At 66.5% G+C, this 23746-nt stretch carries 22 protein-coding genes; 17 read left to right on the forward strand and 5 right to left on the reverse strand.

Going from position 1 to position 23746, the window contains the following annotated elements; genetic code table 11:
* Positions 1 to 80: 80 nt before the first annotated feature.
* From AC1RWI_RS17815 to AC1RWI_RS17830, 4 genes are all read left to right on the forward strand, one after another.
* Positions 81 to 1331: a lipoprotein-releasing ABC transporter permease subunit gene (locus AC1RWI_RS17815; RefSeq protein WP_043344906.1), complete on the forward strand. Its 1251-nt coding sequence runs from the start codon at positions 81 to 83 to the stop codon at positions 1329 to 1331.
* On the forward strand, positions 1324 to 2073 hold the full coding sequence (gene lolD / locus AC1RWI_RS17820; protein ID WP_043344908.1) for a lipoprotein-releasing ABC transporter ATP-binding protein LolD: 750 nt from the start codon (positions 1324 to 1326) through the stop codon (positions 2071 to 2073). Before AC1RWI_RS17815 ends, lolD begins: the two co-directional genes overlap by 8 nt.
* A gap of 28 nt (positions 2074 to 2101) precedes the next feature.
* Entirely contained in the window at positions 2102 to 2983 is an 882-nt protein-coding gene (locus AC1RWI_RS17825; RefSeq protein ID WP_492867760.1) for a TatD family hydrolase, read from the forward strand.
* A 73-nt stretch (positions 2984 to 3056) separates the two neighbouring features.
* On the forward strand, positions 3057 to 5495 hold the full coding sequence (locus AC1RWI_RS17830; RefSeq protein WP_492867762.1) for a DNA internalization-related competence protein ComEC/Rec2: 2439 nt from the start codon (positions 3057 to 3059) through the stop codon (positions 5493 to 5495).
* Here AC1RWI_RS17830 and AC1RWI_RS17835 read toward each other — a convergent pair.
* Positions 5407 to 6345, reverse strand: coding sequence for a MurR/RpiR family transcriptional regulator (locus tag AC1RWI_RS17835; protein ID WP_043344915.1), 939 nt, complete (start codon positions 6343 to 6345; stop codon positions 5407 to 5409). The genes AC1RWI_RS17830 and AC1RWI_RS17835 overlap by 89 nt on opposite strands.
* A gap of 325 nt (positions 6346 to 6670) precedes the next feature.
* Between AC1RWI_RS17835 and edd the strand changes: the two genes are divergently transcribed.
* The 12 genes from edd to ftsB all read left to right on the forward strand — a co-directional run bounded on the left by edd (position 6671) and on the right by ftsB (position 19616).
* On the forward strand, positions 6671 to 8557 hold the full coding sequence (edd, locus tag AC1RWI_RS17840; RefSeq protein WP_492867764.1) for a phosphogluconate dehydratase: 1887 nt from the start codon (positions 6671 to 6673) through the stop codon (positions 8555 to 8557).
* Positions 8558 to 8744: 187 nt separating this feature from the next.
* Positions 8745 to 9254, forward strand: coding sequence for a gluconokinase (locus tag AC1RWI_RS17845; protein ID WP_043344920.1), 510 nt, complete (start codon positions 8745 to 8747; stop codon positions 9252 to 9254).
* 262 nt (positions 9255 to 9516) lie between these two features.
* Positions 9517 to 10989: a circularly permuted type 2 ATP-grasp protein gene (locus tag AC1RWI_RS17850; protein WP_043344922.1), complete on the forward strand. Its 1473-nt coding sequence runs from the start codon at positions 9517 to 9519 to the stop codon at positions 10987 to 10989.
* 95 nt (positions 10990 to 11084) lie between these two features.
* A complete protein-coding gene (locus AC1RWI_RS17855) occupies positions 11085 to 12038 on the forward strand; it encodes an alpha-E domain-containing protein (RefSeq protein WP_043344923.1) in 954 nt (317 codons plus the stop codon).
* 36 nt (positions 12039 to 12074) lie between these two features.
* Entirely contained in the window at positions 12075 to 12899 is an 825-nt protein-coding gene (locus tag AC1RWI_RS17860) for a transglutaminase family protein (protein ID WP_043344924.1), read from the forward strand.
* A gap of 142 nt (positions 12900 to 13041) precedes the next feature.
* A complete protein-coding gene (locus AC1RWI_RS17865; protein ID WP_173430672.1) occupies positions 13042 to 13863 on the forward strand; it encodes a proteasome-type protease in 822 nt (273 codons plus the stop codon).
* A gap of 21 nt (positions 13864 to 13884) precedes the next feature.
* On the forward strand, positions 13885 to 14706 hold the full coding sequence (locus tag AC1RWI_RS17870) for an alpha/beta fold hydrolase (protein ID WP_492867767.1): 822 nt from the start codon (positions 13885 to 13887) through the stop codon (positions 14704 to 14706).
* Positions 14707 to 14855: 149 nt separating this feature from the next.
* Positions 14856 to 16508, forward strand: coding sequence for a CTP synthase (gene pyrG, locus AC1RWI_RS17875; protein WP_043344927.1), 1653 nt, complete (start codon positions 14856 to 14858; stop codon positions 16506 to 16508).
* Positions 16509 to 16537: 29 nt separating this feature from the next.
* On the forward strand, positions 16538 to 17410 hold the full coding sequence (kdsA, locus tag AC1RWI_RS17880; protein WP_492867769.1) for a 3-deoxy-8-phosphooctulonate synthase: 873 nt from the start codon (positions 16538 to 16540) through the stop codon (positions 17408 to 17410).
* 90 nt (positions 17411 to 17500) lie between these two features.
* On the forward strand, positions 17501 to 17791 hold the full coding sequence (locus AC1RWI_RS17885; protein ID WP_043344930.1) for a DUF1330 domain-containing protein: 291 nt from the start codon (positions 17501 to 17503) through the stop codon (positions 17789 to 17791).
* Between the two features lie 113 nt (positions 17792 to 17904).
* Positions 17905 to 19194, forward strand: a complete 1290-nt coding sequence (gene eno, locus AC1RWI_RS17890; RefSeq protein WP_043344931.1) for a phosphopyruvate hydratase — start codon at positions 17905 to 17907, stop codon at positions 19192 to 19194.
* Between the two features lie 83 nt (positions 19195 to 19277).
* Positions 19278 to 19616: a cell division protein FtsB gene (ftsB, locus tag AC1RWI_RS17895; protein ID WP_043344932.1), complete on the forward strand. Its 339-nt coding sequence runs from the start codon at positions 19278 to 19280 to the stop codon at positions 19614 to 19616.
* Between the two features lie 124 nt (positions 19617 to 19740).
* On the opposite strand, the gene AC1RWI_RS17900 is transcribed toward ftsB, so the two are convergent.
* The 3 genes from AC1RWI_RS17900 to AC1RWI_RS17910 all read right to left on the reverse strand — a co-directional run bounded on the left by AC1RWI_RS17900 (position 19741) and on the right by AC1RWI_RS17910 (position 21869).
* A complete protein-coding gene (locus tag AC1RWI_RS17900) occupies positions 19741 to 20142 on the reverse strand; it encodes a hypothetical protein (RefSeq protein WP_492867772.1) in 402 nt (133 codons plus the stop codon).
* 126 nt (positions 20143 to 20268) lie between these two features.
* Entirely contained in the window at positions 20269 to 21297 is a 1029-nt protein-coding gene (hslO, locus tag AC1RWI_RS17905) for an Hsp33 family molecular chaperone HslO (protein WP_492867774.1), read from the reverse strand.
* 47 nt (positions 21298 to 21344) lie between these two features.
* Positions 21345 to 21869, reverse strand: coding sequence for a gamma carbonic anhydrase family protein (locus AC1RWI_RS17910; RefSeq protein ID WP_006160208.1), 525 nt, complete (start codon positions 21867 to 21869; stop codon positions 21345 to 21347).
* A 131-nt stretch (positions 21870 to 22000) separates the two neighbouring features.
* Between AC1RWI_RS17910 and AC1RWI_RS17915 the strand changes: the two genes are divergently transcribed.
* The gene (locus AC1RWI_RS17915) at positions 22001 to 22921 is read left to right on the forward strand and encodes a ferritin-like domain-containing protein (protein WP_492867777.1); all 921 of its coding nucleotides are present in this window, start codon (positions 22001 to 22003) and stop codon (positions 22919 to 22921) included.
* Here the strand turns inward: AC1RWI_RS17915 and AC1RWI_RS17920 are convergent.
* Positions 22894 to 23250, reverse strand: coding sequence for a YmdA family protein (locus AC1RWI_RS17920; protein ID WP_043344935.1), 357 nt, complete (start codon positions 23248 to 23250; stop codon positions 22894 to 22896). The two genes, AC1RWI_RS17915 and AC1RWI_RS17920, sit on opposite strands and share 28 nt — an antisense overlap.
* Positions 23251 to 23746: the final 496 nt, after the last annotated feature.

A 23746-nucleotide genomic window follows, 5' to 3' on the forward strand; every position in this document is an offset into this window, starting at 1 on the left:
GCCACGGGTGTGCGGCCAGCAAGTCATCAGTGGCGTCGGCGGTGTGGCGCCGGCGTTTCTCCTTAACAACAGGAACCCTCTTGAACTTTCCTTACGAGTGGCAGATCGGTTGGCGATACACCCGCGCAAGCAAGCGCGCCAGCCGCAACACCTTTATTTCCTTTATCTCGATGATTTCCATGCTCGGCATCGCGCTGGGCGTGGCGGCGCTGATCGTGGTGCTGTCGGTGATGAACGGTTTCCAGAAAGAAGTGCGGGACCGCATGCTCTCCGTGCTGTCGCACATCGAGGTGGTTGGCCCCGGGGCGCTGCCCGACTGGCAGAAGACCGCCGCCGAGGCGATGCGCAACAAAGAAGTGATCGGTGCTGCGCCCTATGTGGCCGCGCAGGCCATGCTGACCCGCGAGGACGCCGTGCGCGGCGTGCTGTTGCGCGGGGTCGAGCCTTCGGAAGAGCCCAAGGTTTCCGATATCGGCAAGCAGTTCCGGGGCGGCAGCATGGAGCGCCTGGTTCCGGGCGAGTTCGGCATCGCCCTGGGCAATGAGCTGGCCAACGCGATGGGCGTGCAGGTGGGCGACAAGGTCACGCTGGTGGTGCCGCAGGGCACCATCACGCCGGCCGGCGTGCTGCCGAGGCTCAAGCAGTTCACGGTGGTGGGCGTGTTTTCGTCCGGCCATTTCGAGTTCGACAACGCGTTGGCGCTGATCAATATCCGCGATGCCGAAGCCATGTTCCGCCTCGCCGGGCCCACCGGCGTGCGCTTGAAACTGACGGACATGCAGCGCGCCCCCCAGGTGGCCGACGAACTGGCCGGCACGCTCTCGGGCGAGCTTTACCTGCGGGACTGGTCCAAGCAGAACCGCAACTGGTTCGCCGCGGTGCAGACCGAGAAGCGCATGATGTTCATCATCCTGACGCTGATCATCGCGGTGGCGGCCTTCAACCTGGTGTCCACGCTGGTCATGACCGTGACGGACAAGCAGGCTGACATCGCCATCCTGCGCACCATGGGCGCCCAGCCCGGCTCGATCACCAAGATCTTTATCGTGCAGGGCGTTGCCATCGGCTTTATCGGCACGCTGGCGGGGGTTGCCGGCGGCGCCTTGATCGCCTTCAACATCGATGTGATCGTGCCCTTTATCGAACGGCTGTTGCATGTGCAGTTCCTGCCGCGCGACATCTATTTCATCAGCGAACTGCCCTCGGATCCCCGCGTGAACGACATTGCGACCATCGGTATCGTCTCCTTCGTGCTGTCCATCCTGGCCACGCTCTACCCAAGCTGGCGTGCTGCCCGCGTCAACCCGGCGGAGGCGCTGCGCTATGAGTGAAACCCTGATGCACGCCGCACAGGCCGGCAATGCCGCCGACGCCGCCGGCAAGGCCGGCTCGGATATGCCGGTGCTGCTGGCCGAAGGCCTGACCAAGCGCTTCCGCCAGGGTGGCCTGGACGTGACCGTGCTCAAGGGCGTGGATGTCCGGGTCGATGCGGGCGAGAAAGTCGCGATCGTGGGCGCTTCCGGTTCCGGCAAGAGCACGCTGCTGCATGTGCTGGGCGGGCTCGACAACCCGGACAGCGGGCGGGTCGCCTTGAAGGGCCGGCCCTTCACCGCGCTGCGCGAGAGCGAGCGCAATATCGTGCGCAACCGCGAGCTGGGCTTTATCTACCAGTTCCACCACCTGCTGCCCGAGTTCACCGCGCTGGACAACGTGGCCATGCCGATGCGCATCCGCGGGCTGCGCCAGCCCGAAGCGCGCGCGGCGGCGATGACGGTGCTTGAGCGCGTGGGCCTGGGCGACCGGGCACAGCACCGGCCCGGCGAGCTGTCCGGCGGCGAGCGCCAGCGGGTGGCAATCGCCCGCGCGCTGGTGGGCGGCCCGGCCTGCGTGCTGGCCGACGAGCCCACCGGCAACCTGGACGACCATACCGCGGGCGGGGTCTACGACCTGATGCTGGAGCTGTCGCGCACGCTGGGCACCAGTTTTGTCATCGTGACCCACGACCTTGACCTGGCCAGCCGCTGCGATCGCGTGCTGCGGCTGCGCGATGGGCATATCCACCGCGAGCGCTGAGAGCGCCCAGGCACCAGCGGAACCCGCCATGTGGATCGATACGCATTGCCACCTCGATGCCGGCGAATTCGATGCCGACCGTGACACCGTTGCCGCGGCCGCTGCCACGGCGGGGGTGACGGGCATCGTGCTGCCGGCGGTGGCCGTGTCGAACTTTGCCGCGGTGCGGGCGCTGGCGCATCGCCACGCTAGCTGCGTCTACGCGTTGGGGATCCATCCGCTGTGCACGCCAGGCGCGGGGCAGGCCGACCTCGACGCTTTGCGCAGCGAGGCGCAAGCCTCGCTGGCCGATCCGCGCTTCGTCGGCATCGGCGAGATCGGGCTCGATTTCTTCGTGCCCGGCCTCGATGCCGCGCACCAGGCCTGGATCTATGCCGAGCAACTCAAGATTGCACGCGAGCTGGACTTGCCGGTGCTGCTGCATGTGCGCAAGTCGCAGGACCAGGTGGCGGCCCAGTTGCGCCGCATCGGCGTGCGCCAGGGCATTGCCCATGCGTTCAACGGCAGCGCGCAGCAGGCGCGGGGATTTATCGACCAGGGCCTCAAGCTGGGCTTCGGCGGCAACCTGACCTTCAGCCGCGCCAACCAGATCCGGCGCCTGGCGACGGAACTGCCGCTCGACGCCATCGTGCTGGAAACCGACGCGCCCGACATCGCGCCCGCCTGGCTGTCCGACGACCAGTTCGGCGAGCAGCACAAGGCGCGCAACACGCCCGCCGAAGTGGCCGGCGTGGCGCGCGTGCTGAGCGAGTTGCGCGAGCTGGATGCCGCGCCGCTGGCGCAGGCAATGTGGCGCAACTCCGTGGCCGCCTTGCCGCGGCTGGGCGCGTTCGCGTCAACCATGTTCCCCGCGGCATTGCCTGCATCGGCCCCGGCCGAAACAATCGGCAACCAACCCGTTTCATCCTGACAAGTCTGGCGGCCGGGAGCGGCCGTATAAGCAGACGCATCCGATATCCCATCGACCCGTTGAGGGAGTCCGCATGCGTCTGTTTTTGCTCGCCTTCGTGGCGGGCTGCTGGTGGCTGCAGCAACAAGGCTCGCTGCCGCGTGGCGGCGCGGTGTGGGTGTTGGCGGCTGCCGGGCTCCTGGCGGCCGCGCTTGCGCGGTGCCTGCGCACGCGCTGGCCTGGCTGGGCGCGGGTGGCCTGGATCGTATTGTCGCTGCTGGCTGGTTTCGGCTGTTCGGCGTGGCGCGCCGAGGTTCGTCTGGCGCAGCGGCTGGCGCCCGGGCTGGAAGGGGTCGACCTGCAGCTGAGCGGCGTGGTGGCCGGGCTGCCGGCGCAGGCCGCGCGCGGCCTGCGCTTCGTATTCGCGCTCGACGATGCGGCGGCCATGCCGCCCCGCGTCTTGCTGGGCTGGGAAGATGCCCCGGCCAGCTTGCGGCCGGGCGAGCGCTACGTCTTCACCGTGCGCTTGCGCCAGCCCCATGGCCTAGCCAACCCGCATGGTTTCGATTACGAATTCTGGCTGATGGCGGCCGGGCTTGGCGCCACCGGCTACGTGCGCGACGCCATCGGCGAGCCGCAGGACGCCGTCGGCGAACGGCTCGCGTGGCGGATCGCGCGATGGCGGGCGCAGGTGCGCGATCACGTCTTGCAAAGCCTGCCGCCCGATGCCCGCTTCGCCCCGGTGCTGGCGGCCCTGGTGGTGGGCGATCAGCACGGCATCCAGCAGCGGGACTGGACCGTGTTCACGCGCACCGGCATCGGCCACCTGATCAGCATTTCCGGCCTGCATATCACCATGATTTCCGGCCTGTTCTCCAGCATCGTCTATTGGCTGTGGCGGCATTCGTTCGGGCTCGGGCGATGGCTGCCGCGGCCCTTGCCGCTGTGGTGGCCGGCGCGGCGCGCCGCGCTGGTGGGCGCGGTGATCGCGGCCCTCGTCTACGGCCTGCTGGCGGGCATGCAGGTGCCGGCGCTGCGCACCGTGTCGATGCTGGTGGTGGCGGCGCTGGCGCTATGGAGCGGGCGCACGCCGCCGGCCTCGCTGGTGCTGGCCTGGGCGGCGTTCGTGGCGATCGGGCTCGACCCCTGGGCTGTGCTGTCGCCCGGGTTCTGGCTTTCGTTTGGCGCGGTGGGCGTGATCTTCCTGGCCGCGGCGCAACCGGCCAATCAGTCCGCGCCGACGCGTTGGCAGCGTGTTCGCGCCAGCCTTGCGCAGGCGGCGCGCACGCAATGGTGCGTCACTATCGGGCTGGTGCCGCTGACTCTGCTGCTGTTTCAGCAGGTCTCGGTGATTTCGCCGCTGGCCAATGCGGCGGCGATCCCGCTGATCAGCCTGCTGGTGACGCCCATGGCCTTGCTGGCGGCGGCGATGCCCGCGCCGCTGGCGGGCTGGCTGCTCACCCCCGCGCATCTGCTGCTGCACTGGCTTGTGCTGGGCCTGGAGTGGCTGTCGGCGCTGCCGTGGGCGGTGTGGCAGGCCGCGCGCGCCGGGCCAGTGGCACTGGCGCTGGCGGTGCTGGGCTCGCTGCTGTTGCTGGCGCCCGTGCCCTGTGGCGTGCGCGCGCGCCTGCATGGCGTGGTACTGCTGTTGCCGATGGTGCTGGCGGGAAGGCAGCCAGTGGCGCACGGGGAGTTTCGCGCCACCGCGATCGATATCGGGCAGGGCACGGCGGTACTGGTGGAGACGCGCTCGCGCGTGCTGCTCTACGATGCCGGGCCGGCTTACGGCTGGGGCGCCGCGCGCGGCGAACCGGGCAACAGCGCCGGCGCGCGGGACATCGTGCCGTTCCTGCGCAGCGCGGGGGTGCGCAGGCTGGACACGCTGGTGATCAGCCATGAAGACGCGGACCACGCGGGCGGTGCGCGCGACATCATGGCGGCGCTGCCGGTGGACAGCCTGCTATCGGGCGCGCCGCAGGGACATCGGCTGCTGGTGCCACCGGCGAGCGCCGCGCACCTGGAGGCGCAGCCTTGCGAGGCGGGGCAGCAGTGGGAGTGGGATGGCGTGCGCTTTGCCATGCTGCATCCCTTGCCGGGCAACGCGCAGAATGCCGCCATCAACAGCAATGCGCGCAGTTGCGTGCTCAAGGTGGCGGGTAGCGCGCGCAGCCTGCTGCTGACCGGCGATATCGGCCGGCGCGACGAGGCGGCGCTGCTGGCACGCCTGTCCACGCAAGACTTGCGCGCGGACTTCCTGCAGGTGCCGCATCACGGCAGCAACACCTCATCGAGCGGCGCGTTCCTGGCCGTGGTGGCGCCGGAGGTCGCGCTGTTCCAGGTGGGCTGCCGCAACCGCCACCGGCATCCCCGGCCCGAGATCTGGGGCCGCTACGGATCGCACGAGATCGCCCGCTATCGCAGCGACGAGACTGGCGCGGTCCAGCTTACGACGCGCGGCGAGTCTTACGCGCTGCAGGCTTACCGCCAGCACGCGCGGCGCTACTGGCGCGCGGCGCCGCCTGCGCCTCGCTGAGATGCGCGGGCTCGGCCTGGGCGATGCGACGCTCGCGCAAGTGCGCCTTGGCGCGCTGCAGGCCGGCGCAGACGGTGTCGGCGCGCTCCAGGGCAACGCCTGCGGCCAGCACGTCGCCCAGCACCAGGTGGCAGATGCGGGAGGTCATCGGCGTGTAGACCTCGCTGTCTTCCTCCACGTCCGAGAACACGCAGACGTCCGCCAGCGCGGCAAGCGGCGAGCCGCTGTGGGTCAGCGCCAGCACGCTGGCGCCGCTGGCGCGGGCGAGCGTGGCGGCGGCCAGCATGTCCCACGTGCGCCCGCTGTTGGAGACCAGCACGGCCACGTCGCCGGGCCCGAGCAGCGCCGCCGACATGCTGAAGACGTGCGAGTCCGAGTAGGCAACGGTTGGCATGCCGAGGCGGAAGAACTTGTGCTGGATATCCAGGGCGACGATGCCCGAGTTGCCGCAGCCATAGAACTCGATGCGCCTGGCCGCGGCGAGCAGCTGGATGCCATGTTCGATCTGGTCTGCCGACAGTGCATTGCGCACGGTCATCAGCGTGGCGATGGTGCGGTCGAACACCTTGCCGGCGATATCGGCGGGGCGGTCCTCAGCCTTGACGTCCTGGTGCACGAAGGGCGTGCCACCGCCCACGTTCTGGGCGAACTGGAGCTTGAACTCGCGAAAGCCGTCGTAGCCCAGCGCCGCGCAAAAGCGCGCAATGGTGGGCTGGGACACGCCTGCGCGCTCGGCCAGCTCGGGCATCGACAAGCGGATCACGCTGGCGCCGTGGCGGGCGACATAGTCGGCAAGGCGGCGTTCTGAGGGGCGAAGTGTGTCGTAGACGGCAAGAATTCGGTCGCGCATGGTAGGGCAGGGATGGCTGTCTGTGCCGGGGAACTGTTCTGGCTCTGGCCCCGGAATCCGTGGCTCGACGAATCGAGCGTCATGTAGATATTCTACATAATACGAGGAGGGATCATCGCGGCTTCAGTGTGGCGATTGGCTAGGGGTTTCACCTATTTGCGCTGAATATGCAGCGAATAAGGCGCTTTGTGATGCGTGTGCATGGTGTTTTCAAACCGGCTTTCGATATAATGTAGAAAATCTACAGACAATAGCGCCAGCCGGCGTACGCTAGTCCCCAAGTCCTCCCGGATACGATCAGGCATCACGACCAGGAACTCCCCCAATGTCAAAAGCCCTCCACGCCGAAGTCCACGCCGTCACCGAGCGCGTGATCGCGCGCAGCCAGCGCAGCCGCGCCGCCTATCTCGCGCGTTGCGAACGCGCCCAGCAGGAAATGGGCCCCTTGCGCGGGCTGTCCTGCGCCAACCTTGCCCACGGCCTGGCCGCGCTGCCCGCGCATGACAAGCTCAAGCTGCGGGTCGAGCATGCTGCCAACCTCGGCATCGTCACCGCGTACAACGACATGCTGTCGGCCCACCAGCCGTATGAGCGCTATCCTGGCGTGATCCGGGAGGCCGCGCGTGCCGTTGGCGCAGTGGCGCAGGTGGCGGGCGGCGTGCCGGCGATGTGCGATGGCATCACGCAGGGCAATGCCGGCATGGAACTGTCGCTGTTTTCGCGCGATGCCATTGCGATGGCCACGGCGGTCTCGCTGTCGCACAACACCTTCGATGCCGCGGTCATGCTGGGCGTGTGCGACAAGATCGTGCCGGGCCTGTTGATGGGCGCGCTGCAGTTCGGCCACCTGCCGGTGGTGTTCGTGCCGGCCGGGCCGATGTCGACGGGCCTGTCCAACAAGGAAAAGGCGCGCGTGCGCCAGCTTTACGCAACCGGTCAGGTGGGCCGCGAAGCTCTGCTGGAGGCCGAATGCGAGGCCTATCACGGCGCCGGCACGTGTACCTTCTACGGCACCGCCAACAGCAACCAGTTCCTGATGGAAATCATGGGCCTGCATATGCCGGGCGCGGCCTTCGTGCATCCGGACAGCGGCCTGCGCGACGCGCTCACCGCCGCCGCGGCCCAGCGCGCGCTGGCCCTGACGGCGCGGGGCGGCGACTACCTGCCGCTGGCGCGCATCGTGGACGAGCGCGCGGTGATCAATGCCGTGGTCGGCCTGCTGGCCACGGGCGGCTCGACCAACCACACCATCCACCTGGTGGCGACGGCGCGCGCGGCGGGCATCCTGATCGACTGGGATGATTTTGACCGTCTCTCGCGCATCACGCCGCTGCTGGCGCGGGTCTACCCCAACGGCTCGGCCGACGTGAACCACTTCCACGCCGCGGGCGGCGTGGCCTACGTGATTCGCCAGCTGCTCAGCGCCGGGTTGCTGCACGAGGACGTGGAAACCGTGGCCGGGCGTGGCCTGGCCCGTTACACGCAAGAGCCCGTGATGATCGACGGCGTGCTGCAGTGGCGCGACGGCGCCGCCGTCAGCGGTGATGCCACGGTGCTGGCCACCGCTGCCGAACCGTTTTCCGCCGAGGGCGGCTTGCGCTTGCTGCAAGGCAATCTCGGCCGCGGCATGATCAAGGTGTCGGCGGTGGCGGACGAGCATCGGGTGGTCGAGGCACCGGCACGCGTCTTCGACTCGCAAGAGCAATTGCAAGCCGCGTTCGAAGCCGGCGAGTTCACCGGCGACATGATCGCGGTCGTGCGTTTCCAGGGACCCAACGCCAACGGCATGCCAGAGCTGCACCGTCTCACCCCGGTGCTGGGCTCGCTGCAGGATGCCGGCCACAAGGTTGCGCTGGTGACCGATGGCCGCATGTCCGGCGCTTCTGGCAAGGTGCCGGCGGTGATCCATGTAGGGCCCGAGGCACTTGCCGGCGGCCCGCTGGCGCGCGTGCGTGACGGCGACCGGATCCGCGTGGACGCCGTGGCAGGCACGCTGGAATGGCTCGGCGCTGCCAATGGCGACGGCGACCTGGCGACGCGCGCTTCTGCCGTGCTGCCGGACGACGCCTTCGCGAACTTCAGCGTCGGCCGGGGCTTGTTCGGGCTGTTCCGCCGCAACGCGCGGATCGCGGAGGAGGGCGGCAGCGCGCTGGACCTCTCCGAGGCCGATGTGCCCGGCGCTGTCCAAACGGGCGCGGCCGTCGCACAATAGGCAGCGCCCCTTAAATTTGTGTCATTTGTGTCCCCGGCAGCCGATGGCTGGCGGAGACGACCCCGAGCCGGCCCATGCGGGGCCATCATGGCTTCATGGCTGAACGCTTGCGGAGCCGGCCAGCGGCCGGCGCGGGGACGACCGACAAGGATGGGAAAACCATCCGAACATGATCGTTGGAGCAGACATGATCTACATCCTGATGGGCGTTTCCGGCAGCGGAAAGACCACGGTCGGCCAGTTGCTGGCCAAGACCTTGCAATGCGGCTTCCATGACGCCGATGAATTCCACAGCGCGGCCAACAAGGCGAAGATGCACAACGGCATCCCGCTGACCGACGATGACCGCTGGCCCTGGCTGGCCGCGATGCGCGCGGCGATCGATGCGGCCCGCGCCGAGGGGCGCACCCACGTCTTTACCTGTTCCGCGCTGCGGCAGACCTACCGCGACCGCCTGACGCCCGCTGACGGCGGCGTGACCTTTGTCTACATGAAGGGCGATGCCGCGATCATTGGCGGCCGCCTGGCCGAGCGCAGCGAGCACTTCTTCAATCCCGCCCTGTTGCAGAGCCAGTTCGAGACCCTGGAGGAGCCGCGCGAGGCCCTGGTGCTCGATATCCGCCAGACGCCGGAGGCGCTGGTGCAGTGCATCCTGGCTGGAGTGCAGGCACAAAAAGGCGTGGCGATCGCCCGCTGAACCGATGCCACGCCGGCCCGAAGCCAAGGCTGGCAAACATCTTGCTTATCCACGTTTGATGGCGCGAATGCCTGCCGCTTGCGGCTTTCGTGGTCATAGGTATCCTATAGGGACAGCACTTCGAAGCATGACGAGACGGTCCGCGGCCAAGCCGCCGGGCCTCGGGTGGTGATCTCAAGGTGCTGTGCCGGGAACAACAAGCCAATCAAAACGGGATAGCCGGCAGTTCGGGCGGCACCCAAATCATGGGGGAACGGCCATCATGGCGGCGCGGTTTTTCGACGAGATGCTCGATTGGCAAGATGGCGTGGCAGCAGCAATCCACGCGGGCGAGTCCCTGCCGGCAGGTGCCGTGCGGGGGCATTACAAGCAGTTCGCGGATTGGTTGGCGCGCCAGTCCGAAGGCACCATGGGCAACAAGCGCGCCGAGGCAGACCTGATCTTCCGGCGCGTGGGCATCACGTTCGCCGTTTACGGCGAAAAGGACGAGTCGAACAGCGGTACCGAGCGGACCATCCCGTTCGATGTCATTCCCCGCATCTTCCCCGCCAGCGAGTGGGCAACGCTCGAGCGCGGCCTGCGCCAGCGGGTGTCGGCGCTGAACCGCTTCATTCACGATATCTATCACGGGCAGGACATCATCCGTGCCGGTGTGATCCCGCCAGACCAGATCTACAACAATGCGCAGTACCGCCCGGAAATGCTTGGCATCGACGTGCCCCGCGATATCTACGCCCACGTGGCCGGCATCGATGTAGTGCGCGCTGGCGAGGGCGAGTTCTACGTGCTGGAAGACAACCTGCGCGTGCCCTCCGGTGTGTCCTACATGCTGGAAAACCGCAAGATGATGATGCGGTTGTTCCCGGACCTGTTCGCGCGCAATCGCGTGGCGCCGGTGGCGCACTATCCCGACCTGCTGCTCGACATGCTGCGCGGCGTCTCGCCACAGAACATAGCCGATCCCACGGTGGTGGTGCTCACGCCCGGCATGTACAACTCCGCCTACTTCGAGCATGCCTTCCTGGCGCAGCAAATGGGCGTGGAACTGGTCGAGGGCAGCGACCTGTTCGTACAGGACGAGCACCTCTACATGCGCACCACCCAGGGCCCGCAGCGCATCGACGTGATCTATCGCCGGGTCGACGACGATTTCCTCGACCCGCTGGTGTTCCGCTCGGATTCCACGCTGGGCGCGGCGGGGCTGCTCTCGGTCTACCGCGCGGGCAATGTCACCATCTGCAACGCCATTGGCACGGGCGTGGCCGACGACAAGTCGATCTATCCCTACGTGCCCGACATGATCCGCTTCTACCTTGGTGAGGAAGCGATCCTCAACAACGTGCCGACGTACATGTGCCGCCGCCCGGACGACCTGCAGTACGTGCTGGACCACATGAGCGAGCTGGTGGTCAAGGAAACCCACGGGGCCGGCGGCTACGGCATGCTGGTGGGGCCTGCCGCCACGCGCGCGGAGATCGACACGTTCCGCGAGGTCGTGCGCGCGCGTCCCGAGCAGTACATCGCGCAGCCCACGCTGGCACTGTCCACCTGCCCGACGTATGTCGAGTCGGGGATCGCGCCGCGCCACATCGACCTGCGTCCGTTCGTGCTGTCCGGCAAGGACGTGCGCATGGTGCCGGGCGGGCTGACCCGCGTGGCGCTGCGCGAAGGCTCGCTGGTGGTCAACTCCTCGCAGGGCGGGGGCACCAAGGACACCTGGGTGCTGGAGCGCTGAGGCGCGGCGCACGCAAGGATAGTTTGTGATTCCCGCGCAGGCCGCCGCGTTGCCGGCGGCGCGCGGGCGAACAGCGCTGTACGAGGGGACTGACCATGCTTAGCCGCACCGCCGACCATCTGTTCTGGATGGCGCGCTATACCGAACGCGCGGAGAACACCGCGCGCATGCTGGACGTGAACTACCAGACTTCGCTGCTGCCGCAGTCCGCGGAAGTGGCGGAACAAGGCTGGTGGGCCATGCTCGATATCTCCGAGCTGACCACGGTGTTCGACGAGAAGTACGGCCTGCTCACGCGCGACGATGTCATTGACTTCATGGTGCGCGACATGACCAATGTCTCGTCCATCATGAGCTGCCTGCGCGCGGCCCGCGAGAACGCCCGCGCGGTGCGCGGCTCGCTGACCACCGAGGTCTGGGAGACCATCAACACCACCTGGCTCGACGTGCAGCGCATGATCGCCGATGGCGTGCTGCGCGAGGATCCTTCGCAGTTCTTCGAGTGGGTGAAGTTCCGCTCCCACCTGGCCCGAGGCGTGCAGTTTGGCACCATGCTCAAGGACGATGCCTTCCACTTCATGCGGCTGGGCACGTTCCTGGAACGCGCCGACAACACCGCGCGAATTCTGGACGTGAAGTTCCAGGCCAGCACGGTCGACGATAGCGATCCCAATCGCGACGCCAACGATTTCTATCACTGGGCGGCCGTCTTGCGCTCGGTGTCGGGCTTCGAGGTGTACCGCAAGGTGTATCGCACCGTGATCACGCCGGAGCGCGTGGCCGAACTGCTGGTGCTGCGCCCCGACATGCCGCGCTCGCTGGTGTCCAGCATGGACGAGGTGGTGTCGATCCTGGCGCTGGTGGGCAACCACCATTCTTCGGAGACCGAGCGCCAGGCTGGTAAACTCCACGCCGATTTGAAATATGCGCGCATCGACGACATCTTCGCCGTCGGGTTGCATGCTTACCTGACCAGTTTCCTGGAGCGCATCGGCGACCTCGGCAACGGCATCAGCCGGGATTTCCTCGTGCCGCTGCTCGCTGCCTGACCTATTAGAAGTGGGGGGTGCCGGCCTCGCCACATCATGAAATACAAGATTCACCACAAGACGGTCTACCGTTACGCCGAGCCGTTCCTGCGCAGCGTGCACGAACTGCGGCTCGCGCCGCGCTCGGGCCCGCTGCAGGCCGTGCAGCAATGGCAGTTGTCCGTTCCCGGCAACCTGTCCGAGGCGCGTGACGGCTTCGGCAATATCGTGCACAGCTTCACTGTGGCCGGGCCGGCGCATACGCTGGTGATCGAGGCCGGCGGCGTGGTCGATGTGACGCCGCCAGTGGATGCGCACGGACCGTTTTTCTGCGATGCGCCGCCGGCCGGCGAGACGCGTGTGTCGCCGCTGTATTACCTTGGCGGCACGCCGCTGACCGCCGCCAAGCCGGAGATGGTGCGTTTTGCCGCGCCCTACCTGGCGGCAGGGGCGACAGTGCCCGCGCTGCTGGCGTTGGCCAATGGCATCGCCGGGCGGGTGCGCTACCAGTCGGACAGCACCGATGTGGACACCTCGGCCAGCGACGCGTTCGCACTGGGCCGTGGGGTTTGCCAGGACCAGGCGCAAGTGATGGTGGCATGCTGCCGGGCCCTGGGCATGCCGGCGCGCTACGTCAGCGGCTATTTCCATGACCCGGCCGCAACGGAACTGGCCAGCCACGCCTGGGCCGATGTCTGCGTGGATGCCGGCAAGGAGTTGTGGTGCAGCATCGACGTGACCCACGGCTGCCTGAGCGACGCGCGCCATATCCGGCTGGCGGTCGGGCGGGACTATCGCATGGCCGCGCCGGTGCGCGGGATTCGCGAAGGTGGCAGCGGCGAGCGGCTGGCGGTCGAGATCGCCATTTTGCCGTTGCAGTGAATGAGGTGGTGCGTCGCGCACCAAAAGCGGGCGCGCCGCAAGGTCCCGGGCGCACCTGCGCGGCGCTAGAATGCGGCCTTGGCCCGGGCGACAGGCTTGGCGATGGGCCAGGCGTGAACGTGCACCATTACAAGACAAGATCATGACGTACTGTGTAGCCATGCGGCTGGATGCCGGGCTGGTGTTCCTCTCTGATTCGCGCACCAATGCCGGTGTCGATGCGATCTCGACCGCTCGCAAGATGACCGTGTTCGAGGAGCCGGGCGACCGCGTGATGGTCTTGCTGACCGCGGGCAACCTGGCGATCAGCCAGGCGGTGCGCCAGATCCTGGCGGAGGGCCGCGACGAGAAGCGCTCGCTGTGGGCGGCGCGCGATATGTTCGAGGCGGCCGCCATCGTTGGCGACGCGGTGCGCCAGGTGCACAAGCACGACGCCCACGCGCTGCGCGAGGCCGGCATCGAGTTCAATGTAAGCCTGATCTTCGGCGGCCAGATCCGCGGCGAACGCGTGCGCCTGTTCCATGTGTACGCTGCCGGGAATTTCGTCGAGGCCACCCCCGAGAACTGCTATTTTCAGATCGGCGAGGCCAAGTACGGCAAGCCCATCATCGATCGCGTGGTCGAGCCGACGCTGCCGCTGGGCGAGGCAGCCAAGTGTGCGCTGATCTCGATGGATTCCACGTTGAAGTCGAATATCTCGGTAGGCCTGCCGCTGGACCTGCTGGTCTACGAGGGCGATTCGCTGCGCGTGACCCGCTTTGTCAACATTGACGAGAAGAACGCCTACTTCCGCATGATCCGCGATACCTGGGGGCAACGCTTGCGCCAGGTCTTCGGCGAGATCAACGATCCGGAGTGGGATGCCAACGCGCCGGCCGAGTTTCCGCTGGCGCGCCAGGGCGCGGGCGACCGCTGGGGCCAGCCAGTGCGCGCCACGCGCGAACGTGCCGGCACGCAGGACTGAGGGCGCACCGCGAATACCCCGATGCGCGACATTCTGCATTTTTCGCACGCCAACGGTTTTCCGGTCAGCACCTACCGCAAGCTGTTTGGAACGCTGGAAGACGATTTCGAGATCCGCGCCGTGGACCGTTATGGCCACGACCCGAAATTCCCGGTCACGCGCGAGTGGCCGCACCTGGTCGATGAGCTGCTGGCTTCGATCGAGCAGAAGTACCGCGAGCCGGTATGGCTGGTGGGGCATTCGCTTGGTGGTTTCCTGTCGCTGATGGCCGCGCTGCGCCGCCCGCAGTGGGTGCGCGGCGTGGTGATGCTGGATTCGCCCGTGATTGCCGGGTGGCGCGCCGCCTTGCTCAAGGCCGGTCAGCGCTTAGGCCTGGATGAGCGGCCCAGCCCGGCTGCCGCGACCCGGCGGCGGCGCACGCACTGGCCGGATGCTGAGGCGGTGTGGGAGCATTTCCGCTCCAAGCCGGTATTCGCGTCGTGGGACGAGGAAGTGCTGCGCGACTATGCGATGCATGGCACGGAGCCGACCGGCAACGACGCCGAGCGCCGCCTGCGCTTCGAACGCGAGATCGAGTACCAGATCTACCGCACGCTGCCTACCAGCCTGGGCGCGCGCGTGGCGCGTGGCGCGCCGGTGCCGGTCAGCTTTGTCGCCGGCACGCGCTCGCGCGAGGTGCGGCAATGCGGGCTCGGCGCCACGCGCAAGCTGGTGGGCGAGCGCCTGCGCTTTATCGAAGGCGGGCACCTGTATCCGATGGAGCGTCCCGAACAGACCGCCGGGCTGATCCGCGATCTGGTCGGGCAAATGCGGGGCGACGGCGCCGCCTGCGCGCGTCCGTAGGCGGGGCAGGATAGGGCGGGGGCGGGGGCTCGAGTACGAAGCGGCGAAAGCGTCTCAGTGGCTCCCGGGCAAGGCGACTTGTCGCAAATGCGGCGCTGCAGCAGGCGGCCTCTCATGTATAATCCCGATTTCCCCGGCAAGCTCGGTTTATGACCAAATTCGTCTTCGTCACCGGTGGTGTCGTCTCTTCTCTCGGCAAGGGCATCGCTGCTGCTTCGCTCGCGGCCATTCTCGAGTCGCGCGGCCTCAAAGTCACCCTCCTCAAGCTAGATCCCTACATCAACGTCGATCCCGGCACGATGAGCCCCTTCCAGCATGGCGAAGTGTTCGTCACGGAAGACGGTGCGGAAACCGACCTCGATCTTGGCCACTATGAGCGCTTCGTCTCGGCCAAGATGCGCAAGTCGAACAACTTCACCACGGGCCAGATCTACGAATCGGTGATCCGCAAGGAACGCCGCGGCGAGTACCTCGGCAAGACGGTGCAGGTGATCCCGCATATCACCAACGAAATCCAGGCCTTCATCGAGCGCGGCGCGGCTGCGTCGCACGGTGGCAAGGCGGACGTCGCGCTGGTGGAGATCGGCGGTACGGTGGGTGATATCGAATCGCTGCCCTTCCTGGAAGCCGCGCGCCAGATGAGCCTGCGCATGGGCCGCAACCACGCCGCCTTCGTGCACCTGACGCTGGTGCCGTTCATTGCCAGCGCCGGCGAGCTCAAGACCAAGCCGACCCAGCATTCGGTGCAGAAGCTGCGTGAAATCGGCATCTCGCCGACCGCGCTGCTGTGCCGCGCCGACCGCCCGATCCCGGACGAAGAGCGCGCCAAGATTTCGCTGTTCTCCAATATCCCGCAAGAAGCCGTGATCTCGGTGTGGGACGTGGACAGCATCTACAAGATCCCGCAGATGCTCAACGAGCAAGGCCTCGACCGCCTGATCTGCGAGGAGCTGCGCATCGATCCCAAACCGGCTGATCTCTCCATGTGGCAGCGCCTGGTCAATGCCCAGGAAAACCCGCAGCACGAGGTCACCATCGGCATGGTGGGCAAGTATGTCGACCTGACCGAATCCTACAAGTCGCTGATCGAAGCGCTGCGCCACGCCGGCATGCACACCGCTACCCGCGTGAACATCGAGTACATCGATTCGGAAGAACTCGAATCTGGTCACCTCGAAGTGCTCAAGCCGCTGGACGCCATCCTGGTCCCGGGCGGCTTCGGCAAGCGCGGCACGGAAGGCAAGATCCGCGCGATCCAGTACGCTCGCGAGAACAAGGTGCCGTACCTGGGCATCTGCCTGGGCATGCAGCTGGCCGTGATCGAGTTCGCTCGCCACGTGGCGGCGATGGCCGACGCCAACTCGACCGAGTTCAACCTGGAAACCGAACATCCGGTGGTCGCGCTGATCACCGAGTGGGTGGATCGCGAAGGCAAGGTCGAGCAGCGCTCCGCCGAGTCCGACCTGGGCGGCACCATGCGCCTTGGCGCGCAGCGCGTGCCGGTCAAGGCTGGAACCAAGGCCAGCCAGATCTATGGCCCGGAAGTCAACGAACGCCATCGCCATCGCTACGAGGTCAACAATCACTACGTGCCGACGCTGGAAAAGGCGGGCATGGTGATCTCGGCGCGTACGCCGACCGAAGACCTGCCCGAGATGATGGAACTGCCGGAAAGCCTGCACCCGTGGTTCGTTGGCGTGCAGTTCCACCCGGAATTCACCTCCACCCCGCGCGATGGCCATCCGCTGTTCAAGGCCTACGTGGAAGCGGCGCTGGCCAGCCAGCAGAAGAAGGCGGGCTGAGCCCCGGCACCGCAAGCAGGAGATTAGCGATGAAACTCTGTGGATTTGACGTCGGCCTGGACCGGCCCTTCTTCCTGATCGCCGGCCCGTGCGTGATCGAGTCCGAGCAGATGGCGCTGGATACGGCCGGTGAGCTCAAGGCGATCACCAGTGAGCTTGGCATTCCCTTTATCTACAAGTCCTCGTTCGACAAGGCCAACCGCTCGTCGGGCCGGACCTTCCGTGGCCTGGGCATGGAGAAGGGTCTCGACATCCTCGCCACCGTCAAACGCGAGATCGGCGTGCCGGTGCTGACCGACATCCACGAGATCGACGAGGTCAAGCCGGTGGCGGCCGTGGTCGACGTGCTGCAGACGCCGGCCTTCCTGTGCCGGCAGACCGACTTCATCCGTGCCTGCGCGCAGAGCGGCCGCCCCGTCAATATCAAGAAGGGGCAGTTCCTGGCGCCGCATGACATGAAGAATGTCATCGACAAGGCGCGCGATGCCGCGCGCGAGGCCGGGCTGCCGGAAGACAGCTTCATGGCCTGCGAGCGCGGCGTTTCCTTCGGCTACAACAACCTGGTCTCGGACATGCGCTCGCTGGCGATCATGCGCGAGACCAGCGCGCCGGTGGTGTTCGACGCCACCCACTCGGTGCAGTTGCCGGGCGGCCAGGGCACCAGTTCGGGCGGCCAGCGCGAGTTCGTGCCGGTGCTGGCCCGCGCCGCCGTGGCGGTTGGCGTGGCGGGCCTGTTCATGGAAACCCATCCGGATCCGAGCAAGGCCATGTCGGACGGCCCCAACGCCGTGCCGCTGTCGCGCATGAAGGAACTGCTGTCGGTGCTCAAGGACCTGGACACCCTGGTCAAGCGCACCGGCTTCCTGGAAGACAATTTCGGCTGGCCGGCGGCTTGCGCCTGAGCTTGCCGTGCCTCCGCGGTCATGGCCGTCATCAGGCGGCCATGATCAGCCAAGTAGAATCAACATCATAAGAACACACGGAGATACGCCATGGCCAGCGGCTATATCATTGCCCACGTCGATGTCACCGATCCCCAGCAGTATGAAGAGTACAAAGTGCTCTCCAGCCATGCCATGAAGGTGCATGGTGCCGAGGTACTGGTGCGCGGTGGCAAGACCGAGCAGCTCGAGGGCGACTGGGCCCCGACGCGCGTCGTCGTGCTGAAGTTTCCCAGCTATGACGCGGCAAAGTCGTTCCACGACAGCGAGGAATACCGCGCCGCGCGCAGGTCGCGCGAGCATGCCGCGCGCATGAACATGATCGTGGTGGAAGGCGCCTGAGGCTTAAGCGTCAGCCAGTTCGGTCAGCTGTAGCCAGCGGTAGTCCAGGGCATGGCGCCCGTGTAGTAAGAAGTCATCAAGCATCTCAAGCATCAACAGTCCAAGAGGAATCCATGAGTGCAATCGTAGATATCATCGGTCGCGAAGTTCTCGACTCGCGCGGTAACCCGACGGTCGAGTGCGACGTCCTGCTCGAATCCGGCGTGATGGGCCGCGCGGCAGTGCCGTCGGGTGCATCCACCGGCTCGCGCGAAGCCATCGAGCTGCGTGACGGCGACAAGTCGCGCTACCTCGGCAAGGGCGTGCTGAAGGCGGTCGAGCATATCAATACCGAAATCTCCGAAGCCATCATGGGCCTGGACGCTTCCGAGCAAGCCTTCCTGGACCGCACCCTGATCGACCTCGACGGCACCGACAACAAGGCCCGCCTTGGCGCCAACGCCACGCTGGCCGTGTCGATGGCCGTGGCCCGTGCCGCTGCCGAAGAAGCCGGCCTGCCGCTGTACCGCTACTTCGGCGGGTCGGGCGCGATGCAGATGCCGGTGCCGATGATGAACATCGTCAACGGTGGCGCGCACGCCAACAACAGCCTGGACATCCAGGAATTCATGATCATGCCGGTGTCGCAAACGAGCTTCCGTGAAGCCCTGCGTTGCGGCGCTGAAGTGTTCCACGCACTGAAGAAGATCCTGTCCGACAAGGGCATGTCCACGGCCGTTGGCGACGAGGGCGGCTTTGCCCCCAACTTCGCTTCCAACGAGGAGTGCCTGAACACCATCCTGCTGGCCATCGAGAAGGCTGGCTACCGTGCGGGCGAAGACGTGCTGCTGGCGCTGGACTGCGCGGCCACCGAGTTCTATCACGAAGCTGAAGGCCAGTACCACCTGGATGGCGAAGGCCTGAAGCTGACCTCGACCCAGTTCGCCGACTACCTGGCCAACCTGTGCGACAAGTTCCCGATCGTGTCGATCGAGGACGGCATGGGCGAAGGCGACTGGGACGGCTGGAAGGTGCTGACCGACAAGCTGGGCAAGCGCGTGCAGCTGGTGGGCGACGACCTGTTCGTCACCAACACCAAGATCCTGAAGGAAGGCATTGAAAAGGGCATCGGCAACTCGATCCTGATCAAGATCAACCAGATCGGCACCCTGACCGAAACCTTCGCCGCCATCGAAATGGCCAAGCGCGCCGGCTACACGGCCGTGATCTCGCACCGTTCGGGCGAGACCGAGGACAGCACCATCGCCGATATCGCGGTGGGCACCAACGCCGGCCAGATCAAGACCGGCTCGCTGTCGCGTTCGGACCGTATCTCGAAGTACAACCAGCTGCTGCGCATCGAGGAAGATCTCGGTGATATCGCCAGCTACCCGGGCAAGAGCGCGTTCTACAATCTGCGCTAAGCTCGTGCCATGCGCCGGCCGCGCACAATGCCGCGGCCGGCGCATGACGCAACTTCCCTTCTTTTGCTTAAGCGCCGGAATCCATGCGCCTGATCTCGTTGCTGTTGTTTGTGCTGTTGCTCGCCATCCAGTATCCACTATGGCTGGGCAAGGGCGGCTGGCTGCGTGTGTGGGATATGGACAAGCAGGCGCAGGAACAGATTGCGCACAACCAGGCGCTCAAGCTGCGCAACGCCAAGCTGGAAGGGGAAGTGAAGGACCTGCAGGATGGCACCGGCGCCATTGAGGAGCGTGCCCGCTATGAGCTGGGCATGGTCAAGGATGGCGAGGTGTTCGTGCAGTTTGTGGCACCGGCTCCCAAGGTCAGCGCCACGCCACCGCTGCCGCCTCCGGCGAACTCCCCGGCATTCAATCGCCACTAAGCTGGCGTCTTTCCCGTTTTCTGTCTCGTGGCGTCTGCCGCCGTTGCTGCGCAACGGCATGGATGAAGCCGGCTCGCGCCCTTGGTTGCCTGCTGCACCAGTTTCGTTAGCTGCTTACCGCTGCTTACCACCAGTACGGATAGCCACCGTAGCCCCAGCCCCGGTATCCCGGGCTGCTGAATCCGACTCCGCCGCCCCAGTGCCCGCCGCCCCAGCCGCCGTAGTACAGGTTCCAGCTAGGCGAGGGATACGCATAGTAGGTTGCCGCCCGCGCCATGGCTTCCGCCTGTTGCTGGCGGGCAATCGCGGCATCCTGCTCGCGCAGTACCTGGCGGTTCAGCTCGCCGATCTTCTGGATATCTTCCGCGGTGACGGGCGGCGGCGGCACGCCGTTGGGCGCCAGGCGGGCTGTCGGCGGCGAGCCGTTGAGGTCGCGCGGCAGCTGGGCGCAGCCGCCGCAGGCCAGCACGGCGCCAAGCAGCATGGCGCTGATCGTGGCGCACGGGTGAGAGGACAAAGCGGACATGGTGACTCCCTGACTCTGGTGGGGCGCTGACGCTTGGACCCCGGCGCACGGCAGAAAGGTTCCTGCCGTTGCGCTTCGCATCATGGCTCGCACCGTCGCTCGCATCGCCGTTGCGCGCGCTGCCGCTCAGTGCTGCTGGCCCGCGCCGTCGCCGGCACCGGTAGCCACAGGCACCGGCGTGAACAGTTGCGCGCAATCGACCGGGTCGAAGTGGTACTGCTGGCCGCAGAAATCGCACTGGATCTCCACTTCGCCGCGTTCCACCAGGATGTCTTCAATTTCCACGCGGCCCAGGTTTTGCAGCATGCCCGCCACCTTGGCGCGCGAGCACGAGCATTGGAAGTGCGGCGTCAGCGGCTCGAACACACGCAGGCCGGTGGCTTCCAGGTCTTCCCAGAACAGGCGGCGCAGCAAGGTGTCCGGGGTCTCGGCCAGCAGTTCGGCGTCCTTGAGCGTGGCGCCGAGCTGGCAGGCACGGTCCCAGGTGTCGAGGTCCTGCGCGCGGGCGGTCTCCGCCAGCGGCGCGCCGGTTTCGCCGACTTGCGCGGGCTCACGCTCGGCGTGGCCTTCCAGCGTGCCGCCGTAGGAGGGCAGCTTTTGCAGCAGCATGCCGGCGGCGACCTTGTCGTCGGCGGCCAGCCATAGCCGCGTGTCGAGCTGCTCGGACGTCTGCATATAGTGCTCGAGCACGGCGGTCATGGATGTCATCGGGCCATGCTTGTCGGCCAGGGGCACGATGCTCTGGTACGGCTGCTGCCCGGGCAGCTTGTCCTGCGGGTCCAGCGTGATGGCAAAGCGGCCGTGGCCGCTGACGTTGACGAGATCCGCCAATGTGGCGTCGTCGGCCAGCGTCACGCCTTCGGCCAGCTTGGCCGTTGCTCGCATTGACAGGTCGGACAGGCACTTCACCACCAGCATGCGCACCGGGCCATCGCCGTGCACTTGCATCACCAGCGCGCCGTTGAACTTCAGGTTGGCCGAAAGCAGGGCGGCGGCCGACATCATTTCGCCCAGCAGCCGGCGCACCGGCGTGGGGTAATGGTTGCGGCGCAGCACTTCTTGCCAGGTGGCCTGCATGCGTACCAGCTCGCCGCGCACGGGAGCCGCGTCGAACAGGAATTTCTGCAGGGTGTCAGGGGTGGTGGTGTCAGTCACGATGATCCGTCGGTAATGCGGAGCCGCTGGCGCGGCGCCTTGGTCGCTTAGTCGATGCGTTTGAGTTGTGTCTTGTACATGGCCTGGCGAGTGGCATAGGTCTCGGCATTGCGATACAGGTTGGCCACGTCCTGCTCGGTGAGCTCTCGCACCACCTTGGCCGGCGCGCCGAGGATCAGCGAACGGTCCGGGAACACCTTGCCTTCGGTGACCACGGCGCCGGCGCCGACAAGGCACTCCTTGCCGATCACCGCGCGGTTCAGGATCACCGCCTGGATGCCGATCAGCGAGCCTTCGCCCACCGTGCAGCCGTGCAGCATGGCCTGGTGGCCGATCGAGACCTTGTCGCCGATGGTCAGCGGGCAGCCGGGGTCGGTATGGAGCACGGTGCCTTCCTGCACATTGCTGGACTCGCCAACCACGATCGGCTCGTTGTCGCCTCGGATCACCACGCCTGGCCATACGCTGGCACGCGCCTTGAGCGTCACGTTGCCGATGATGGTGGCCTCCGGCGCCACGTAGGCATCCGGATCGATGGTGGGGGCAACGTCGCCGAGCTGGTAAAGCGCCATGGGGTCTCCTGCACAAGTTCGTATGGGTATATGGGGTTTGCCGCCGGGCTTTAAAGGGTCGTGGGCGGGCCTGCTGGCATAGGGTGCCACCTGCCGGGCCCTACAATAGCGGCAAACCGGATTTTACGCTTATGCCAGCAAACCTACCCGACGCCGCGTCGCCTGGCGCCCCTGACCCCGATCGCGGTGCCACGCCTGGTGCTCTATCCGGCGCGGCGGCGCCATCCTTGCGCCGCCAGGCGCTTGCCATCCTGTGCCTGAGCGACGCGCGCGAGAAGGCCGCGGCCACACGCCGGATGCGGCTGGCGGCCGAGGCCATGGCGCCGGAGGCCCTGGGCATCGGTGAGGCGATCGCGGCCGAACTGCCGTTGCCCGGCCGGCCGGCGCTGCCCGAACTGGTGGCCCCGCAGCGGGTGGAGCGGCGCCGCTCCATCCATACGCCCGCCGGCCGCGCGGCGCTGATCCACGCGCTCGCGCATATCGAGTTCAACGCGATCAACCTGGCGCTGGATGCCATCTGGCGATTCGATGCGATGCCGGTAGCCTTCTACCTGGACTGGCTGCGCGTGGCCGACGAGGAGGCGCTGCATTTCAGCCTGCTCGCGCAGCACCTGGCCACGCTGGATGCATGCTATGGCGATTTTCCGGCGCACAACAGCCTGTGGGAGATGGCGGACAAGACTGCCGGCGACGTGCTGGCGCGCATGGCGCTGGTGCCGCGCACGCTGGAGGCGCGCGGGCTGGATGCCTCGCCGCCGGTGCGCGCCAAGCTCGCAGCCGCGGGCGATCATGAGGCCGCCGCCATCATCGACATCATCTTGCGCGACGAGGTAGGTCACGTAGCCATTGGCAACCACTGGTACCGCTGGCTATGCGCCTCCCGCGGCCTGGACCCCGTCGCCACCTACGCCGAACTGGCCGCGCGCTACCAGGCACCGCGCCTGCGGCCGCCCTTCAACCTGGCGGCGCGCCGCGCGGCGGGTTTCGACGAGGACGAGCTGGCGTGGCTCGAGGGACAGGCCGCTCAGTTGTATTCCGTCACCACGACATAGCCCTGCTTGTTGCCGCTACCGGGACCGGTCGCGAATTGCACGGGCACGACAAAGGCGCGCGCGGTCGCCAGCTGGACGGCCCGGCCAGGCTGTAGCGGCAGGGCGGCAGACTCCGCGGCATGCGTGCCGTTTGCCGGACAACTTAGCGAGGCGGTCCCGCTCGTGCTGATTTGCGTATTGCAGGGGGGCGCGACGATGGCCCCCCGGAAGTAGATCACGCCATCCGCGGCCCACGCGGATACCGAAAGCAAAGCACTCGCCAGGGCCAGCGGCAGCCGAAGAGCGAAGCGGTGGGAGGCGGCGCGGCCGGTGCTTGCAAACGTGCTCATCGTGATCTCCTGTTCGTCATTGACTTGAGGCACATTGGGAAATTTCTGTGCGCTCTTTGGGAACTTTATTTCCCGAAATTGGGAAAAACAATCAAGATAATCAGAGTTTTCCCAACCCTTTTTTTGCACTAATCTGTTAGGTCAGGTTGCAGATCAGGTTGCGAAATGCGCTGCTATCGGCCGTGTCGATGCCGCTGGGGATATAAGAAAAACCCTGATAAAAATGGGAAAAAGAGAATGATTCTTGTTGGCTTTTATAGGGATGATCCTATAAATTTTTCGGAGAAAATGCGCTGGCATGGATGCCTTCCTCTGCGACTGGAACGTGTGGACCGATCTGCCGAATGGGATGCGCAATAGCGATGCGCTCCGCATGTCCTTGCTAACGTCAGATTCGACGAAAACTTGACTGCCGGGAGGGCGGCGCGGATCGACGCGGGCGATCGGTTGTCGGTGGCGCGGCAGGTTGCGCCAGCCGGACGCTGGGAGGCGGGGC

The organism is Cupriavidus sp. MPR-AND1C (genome assembly GCF_058809705.1).